We start from the raw sequence: 5,182 nt of genomic DNA, 5'->3' as shown, positions 1-5,182 counted from the left end.
ACTCGCCCCCATCCCGCTCCGCCCCTCGCGGAGCGCAATGCCCAGGACTGAGGAGTGGCAAAATGACGCCGACGATCGACATGGTGACCTCCCCGTACGAACGCGGCGAAAGGACGCCGGTACCCGTGTCCATGGTCCAGCTGCGCTATCGCCCGCGCAAGCGCTGGCTGCCGTCGCGCTTCAACGCGCGAACAGTGGGGGACGACGGCCGCATCCTGCTGTGGAACACCTATACGGGCGCCGTGACGGCCTTTGCCGCCCGGCACCGAGACCAGGTGCTGGCGCTGCTCTCGCACGAGGGCACGTCCGAGCCGCTGGGCCAGGTAGGCGAGTACATGGTCCGGCGCGGCTACCTCGTGGAATCGGACGCGAACGAGCTGGACCGCTTTCGCGTGCAGTACATGAAGCAGCAGGTTCGCCAAGACGTCCTGCAGTTCATCCTGCTCACCAGCGAGGACTGCAACTTCCGCTGCGTGTACTGCTACGAGAAGTTTGAGCGGGGAACCATGACCCCCGCCACCCGCGAGGGGATCAAGCGCCTGGTGGAAAAGCGCGCGCCGCGGCTGGACCAGCTGGCCATCTCGTGGTTCGGGGGCGAACCGCTGTACGGCTGGGAGGCCATCGAGGACCTTCAGCCGTTCATGAACGAGACGGCCCGGCGCCACGGAATTCACTACGACCAGCACATGACCACCAACGCGTACCTCCTGAACGAGGAGCGCGCGACGCGGCTGCTGGACTGGGGGTGCCGGCGTTTTCAGATCACTGTGGACGGGCTGCCCGACGAGCACGACTGCAAGCGGGTGGGTCGCGACGGGTCCCCCACCTATCATGTCATCCTGGACAACCTGCGCGGGCTGGCCGCCCGCAAGACCGACTTTCTCGTGGACCTCAGGGTAAATTTCGACAACCGCAACTTTCCCCGGCTGGGGGCGTTCATGGAGTCGATCACGGAGGACTTCGGGGGCGACCGGCGTTTCAAGATGCGCTTTCGGCCCGTGGGCCAGTGGGGCGGCGACAACGACGACCAGCTGGACACCTGCGGAACGGCGGACCGCAAGACGGTGCTGCGCCAGCTGCAGGCCAAGGCCGACGAGGTGGGACTGGCGCAGGAGTCAGGGATCACGGAGAGCGCGGAACCGGGCAGCAACGTGTGCTACGCTGCGCGGCCCTACAACTTCATCGTGGGCGCCACCGGCAAGCTGATGAAGTGCACCATCGTGCTGTACGAGATGGAGGAGAACGTGGTGGGCCAGCTGCACCCCGACGGCACGCTAGAGGTGAACGACCACCAGATGGCCCACTGGGTGGCTCCCCACTTCGAGAGCGACACCATGTGCAAGAGCTGCTACGTCCTTCCCGGGTGCCAGGGCGCGGCGTGCCCGCTGAGCCGCGTGCAGCACGGAACGCGCAGCTGCTGCAGCGTGAAGTCGCACCTCAAGCACGAGATGCGCGTGACGCTGGGGCGGTCGGGGCGGCACGACGCGCCCAGAAGCGCCCCGGCGCTGGCGGGCGTGGCGGAGTGAGGCCGGGAGGCGCACCCTTGACCGTCACCGCGGCCCCGGCGCCCTCCATCGCCGCCACCATCCTGGTTCCCCAGGACCGCGTTCCGCGGCAACCGCTGGGGCCCTGGGCGGCGGAGCTCGCGCGCCGCACGGCCGAGGTGCTGCGCGGCGTTCGCGGCACCCACGCGCTGGCGGGCGAGCTGGCGGGGATCGGCAACCAAGCCGCGCTCATCGCGGCCAGCCGTGGCGACGCGGCCGTGGCCTGGCGTTTGACGGAGCGGCAGCTGTGGTGGCACGGCCGCCAGGCACGGCGCGCCCGCGACCCGGGCGTTGCCGCTTGGGCCCTGCAGCCGTGGGTGAACCTGGGCCGGCTCGAGGCGCTCGCCGGCCGCTGGCGCGAGGCGCTGGCACGCTTTTCGGGGCTGGGCACGTACGAGATGACGGACACCGTGCAGCTGGGGTGTGTGCGGCTCCACGGTCCGGCATGGCGAACCCTGACCCGCTCGCGCGAGCAGTTCCTGCGGTTCCTGGAAACGGTGTACGTCACCGACACGCTCAAGGCGCTGCTTCTAAACCGGCAGTGGGACCGTGTGCCGGCGTTCGCGGCCCCCTTCGCGGACGGGGAGCAGCGGTGGATCTGCGAGGAAGCGTGTGTGGTCGCCCAGTGCCGCGCCGGCGCGCCCCGCACGGCGGCGGCACGGGCCGGCATCGCCGCGCGGCAGGCGCAGGGGTGGACGCGCGCCGTGCTGCGGCTGCGCGCCGCCGAGGCGCATGCCTGCGCGGACGAGCCCCAAGCCGCGCGGGAGATCCTGGTCCGGATGGCGCGCGTGGTCCGCGAGGTGTCCGTCGAGCAGTTGGCCAACCCGTCCCTGGCCCCGGTGACGGCACGCATGGCCGCTGCCGCCCAGGAGGCGGGGTTGATGGAGGACGCGTACGCCCTCGCGGGCCGGGTGCTGCAGGGAGCGCGCGCCGCCCGGGACGAATGCATGCAGATCGACATGCTGCGGCTGCTGGCGGATGCCGCGCCGGAGCGTGAGCGCGAGACGTGGGCGGCGGCCCTCGAGGCGGCGGAGGGGACGACCGAGTACGCCCGCTACCGCCGCGGCGATCCCCCGTCCAATCCCGTGATCAGCGAACTGTATGAGCGCCTGGAGGCACTGTTCTCCAACTGACGCGAACGGGACGCGGCGGCACGAAACGGAAAGCGAACGAAGGAGCCGAACACCGTCCGGATCTTTCCGGGAGATCCTCACGGTCGTTCAGGTCAGGGGGTGCGGCCTTCCCACGTCTCCCGCGGCGATCTCTTCCAGCGTGCGACGCGCCAGGGCCATCAGCACGCGGCCCCTGCCCTCCGCCGTCCGCGCGCCGGGGTCCAGCGTGGCGTCGTACGCCTCCACCCGCCGCGCCGCGGCGCGCACCAGCCGGCCCAGCACGGTGAAGGCCGCGTCGGACAGGGGCGGGTCGCCGCGGTAGTTCTCCAGGCGGCCGCCCGGCCGGCATCCATCCGCTTCTTCCAGCCCGCAGAAGCGAAGGAACCAGTCCGCGCGGTACCGGCCCGCGGCGGCCACGATCCCCGCGTAGTCCGCCAGCAGCTCGTCCAGCAGGTTGTTGCGCATGGAGCTCAGCACGCGCCGCGTAAAGTAGTGCGCGCACTCGTGCTCCAGCCGGATGGTGAGCGAGGCCCGGCTCCATTCCTCCGCCGTGAGCCCCAGGGCCTCCGCGGGAACGCCGCTGTACGGCCCGCCGCTCAGCAGGACGAAGCGGTCCTGGTACAGCTCCTTGCGGTTGCGCAGCACGCCGAACGCGGCGGACCACGTCTCCGCGCCCTCCAGAGGCACCTCGCCACGCTCCCACGCGCCACGCAGATCCGCCACGCGGCCCCAGTTGTTGTATCCGCCCACCATGCACGCGCCCATGGAGGGCGGCAGGGGCACGGGCTCGTTCCGCTTGGTCAGCGCGCGCACCAGGGCCTCGAAGTCCCCGCGATGAGGGACCACCAGCACGGGCACGGCCCCCGCGGGCGTGGGGTGGATGAACAGCCGCAACCCGTTCGGGTTCTCCAGCGCCAGACCGTCGGTCCCGTCCGGGAGGACGCCGCGGCGGATGGCCGCCTGGTACGGCTCCGTGTCGCGGATGCCGGCCGCGACGGGAAAGCGCAGCTCCACCAGGTGCTCGCGCAGCACGGGGAGCACGCCCCGGGTACGGGCCTCGTCCGCGTAGCGCCGCCACGCGTCCACGCACGGCTCGTCCGCGAGCGGCAGCTCCACGGACGCGGGGACGGCGAATACGCTCCGGTTGTACGCCAGCAGCTCGTCCGTCTCGGCGGGCCCGGCGCCAAAGGCGCGAAGCACGCGCGCCCGGGCGGCCTCTCGCGGGTCCACGGGCGCGGCGGGGTGCGTGAGGGTCATGGCAGGCGGATCTCCGCCGCCCGGCGTGGACGGCGGCACGGGTGGGACAGGCGCCACGCGCGCGCGGCAATAACGGGGGGCCGTCAGGTTTGGCAGCCGCAGTTTCCGTTGATGGTGCAGCCCGAGTTGGTCTCGTCCAGCGGCGCGATGCCGCCGGCGACGTCTTCCAGCTCCTCGACGTCCAGCTCGTCGAAGTCGTCGAGATCACCGTTCCGGGACAGAAGGCCGTCGGCCATTGATGCGCGCTCCTGGGGGGAAGAGGCTGTCATGATGAAAGGGGGAACCGGGCTCCGGAGGAGCATGCGACGTGCCATTTTACACGCCGCCGCAAATCCCTGCGCCACAACGTAGTGGCGCACTCGGGCCGGTTCACCGCGGTTCGATCCGCTGGTGGCCGCGCTCTAGCGGCTGGGCCCGGGGCTCTACCGCGTGGCGGGCGCCGATTCGTCCAGGTAGTGAAAGGCCCCGTCCCGCACGACGATGCGCCGGATGGGGATCCCCACCAGGTTGCCCCGCGGGTCAAAGCGAAAGACGCCCGTCACGCCCTTGAAGCCCGTCAGGGCGTGCATGGCGGCGGCCACCTTGTCCGGCTCCGTCGTCCCCGCCTGGCGGATGGCCTGGGCCAGCACGCGCACGGCGTCGTAGGCCAGGGCCGCGCCGCTGTCGGGAAGCCGGCCGTAGCGGGCCTGGAACGCGCGGTTGAAGGCCTGCACCTCCGGGTCCGGCGCCTCGGGATGAAACGACGCGGCCAGCACGGCGCCCTCCACCGCCCTGCCTCCCTTCTGCAGAAAGACAGGCGTGGCCAGGGCGTCGCTCCCCAGCACGGGCACGGTGATCCCGCGGCGGCGCAGCTCCGAGATCAGCAGGGCCGACTGCTCGTCCTGCCCGGCGATGAACACGGCGTCGAAGTCGTAGCTGGCCCACGTGTTCACCGTCTGCTCGGCGGCCACGGGGTTGGCGTCCAGGTTGGGGTCGTACGACTCGCGGTTGACAACCTGCGCGCCCTGGCTGGCGGCGTGCTCCTCGAACGCGTTGGCCAGGGCCCGGCCGTACTCGTCGCGGGCGTAGTAGATGACCATGCGCCGGTAGCCGTGGTCCACGGCGAACTGCGCCATCTGCCGCCCCGCGTCGGCATCGTTGAACACCGTGCGAAAGACGCGGCCGTAGCCCAGCGTCGTGAGCTCCGGCGTGGTGCTCGTGGGCGCCACCAGCAGCAGGCCGGACAGGTCGTAGATGGGCGCCGCGGCCACGGTGACGTAGGAGTGCAGG

The 5,182-nt window shown here is 71.3% G+C and carries 5 protein-coding genes; 2 read left to right on the top strand and 3 right to left on the bottom strand.

The annotated features are described in order from the left end of the window. Window positions 1-62 precede the first annotated feature (62 nt). Both VFZ20_RS07390 and VFZ20_RS07385 read left to right on the top strand, forming a co-directional pair. Entirely contained in the window at window positions 63-1,526 is a 1,464-nt protein-coding gene (locus VFZ20_RS07390) for a radical SAM protein (RefSeq protein WP_329683206.1), read from the top strand. Window positions 1,527-1,543: 17 nt separating this feature from the next. Continuing rightward, window positions 1,544-2,677, top strand: a complete 1,134-nt coding sequence (locus VFZ20_RS07385; RefSeq protein WP_329683205.1) for a hypothetical protein — start codon at window positions 1,544-1,546, stop codon at window positions 2,675-2,677. Between the two features lie 87 nt (window positions 2,678-2,764). Here VFZ20_RS07385 and VFZ20_RS07380 read toward each other — a convergent pair whose 3' ends face one another. The 3 genes from VFZ20_RS07380 to VFZ20_RS07370 form a co-directional block, all read right to left on the bottom strand. Then, a complete protein-coding gene (locus VFZ20_RS07380; RefSeq protein ID WP_329683204.1) occupies window positions 2,765-3,913 on the bottom strand; it encodes a DUF7005 family protein in 1,149 nt (382 codons plus the stop codon). An 83-nt stretch (window positions 3,914-3,996) separates the two neighbouring features. Further along, a complete protein-coding gene (locus VFZ20_RS07375) occupies window positions 3,997-4,149 on the bottom strand; it encodes a class IIb bacteriocin, lactobin A/cerein 7B family (RefSeq protein WP_329683203.1) in 153 nt (50 codons plus the stop codon). Between the two features lie 186 nt (window positions 4,150-4,335). Further along, on the bottom strand, window positions 4,336-5,182 hold an 847-nt coding region (locus VFZ20_RS07370), incomplete at its 5' end, for an ABC transporter substrate-binding protein (RefSeq protein ID WP_329683202.1).

Source organism: Longimicrobium sp. (assembly GCF_036280135.1).
Lineage (GTDB): Bacteria > Gemmatimonadota > Gemmatimonadetes > Longimicrobiales > Longimicrobiaceae > Longimicrobium.
This window is presented reverse-complemented; position numbering and strand designations above follow the sequence as displayed.

Coding starts and splice junctions, on each gene's coding strand:
- VFZ20_RS07380 (WP_329683204.1), bottom strand. CDS start 3,913: ATGACCCTCACGCACCCCGCCGCGCCCGTGGACCCGCGAGAGGCCGCC.
- VFZ20_RS07375 (WP_329683203.1), bottom strand. CDS start 4,149: ATGGCCGACGGCCTTCTGTCCCGGAACGGTGATCTCGACGACTTCGAC.
- VFZ20_RS07390 (WP_329683206.1), top strand. CDS start 63: ATGACGCCGACGATCGACATGGTGACCTCCCCGTACGAACGCGGCGAA.